This window comes from Streptomyces xylophagus, from assembly GCF_000716435.1.
Classification (GTDB): domain Bacteria; phylum Actinomycetota; class Actinomycetes; order Streptomycetales; family Streptomycetaceae; genus Streptomyces; species Streptomyces xylophagus.
In genome coordinates, this window is record NZ_JNWO01000120.1 from 1 (window position 1) to 553 (window position 553).

The following is a 553-nucleotide window of genomic DNA, read 5'->3' on the forward strand; positions in this document are numbered from 1 at the left end:
CCGCGAGCAATCCCACACCGCGCTGCCCGGCACGGTAGGCGTTGAGTGCCTGCTGCACGCTCACCCGCGCGCGCATCATCAGCGCGTCGGCGTCCGGCTCCTCCTGCAACCAGGCCTCGACCGCGTCCCCTTGAGCCGCAGCCACCGCAGAAGCCAGGACCTGACTGCGGGAGGTACGCACCCCCCACGTGCGGCAGCTCCTCAGCAGCACGCTCGTCGACCGCCACCGGCCGGCACGCAGGTCGTCCAGCGCCGTCCGCAACGCGCCGTCGAAACCAGCCGGATGAAACTGGGGCTGAACAGCGCCGCTCATCGGCATATCCCGGACCTGCGAGGGCACTTCGAGGTGGCTCCCACCACGCCTGCCCGCCCGACGGCGAGCGGGGCTAACGTTTTGAGACGGGGCACGAGCGCCCGTAATGGGGACATCGGGACCTCAGGGGAGTTGGTCAGAGGGGAGTTGGCCGCCGGGATGCGGGCCTCGACGGGGGAGGCAAGGCGCACGGCACCCCGGCGGCCGGTCGGGAGGCCGGTGTTCGGCGAGGGTCAGACG

General features: G+C 71.8%; 1 pseudogene. It reads right to left on the reverse strand.

Features of this window, described 5'->3' with window-relative positions:
- Positions 1-340: pseudogene (locus tag OO70_RS50560) on the reverse strand (hypothetical protein); the annotation flags it as partial.
- Positions 341-553: the final 213 nt, after the last annotated feature.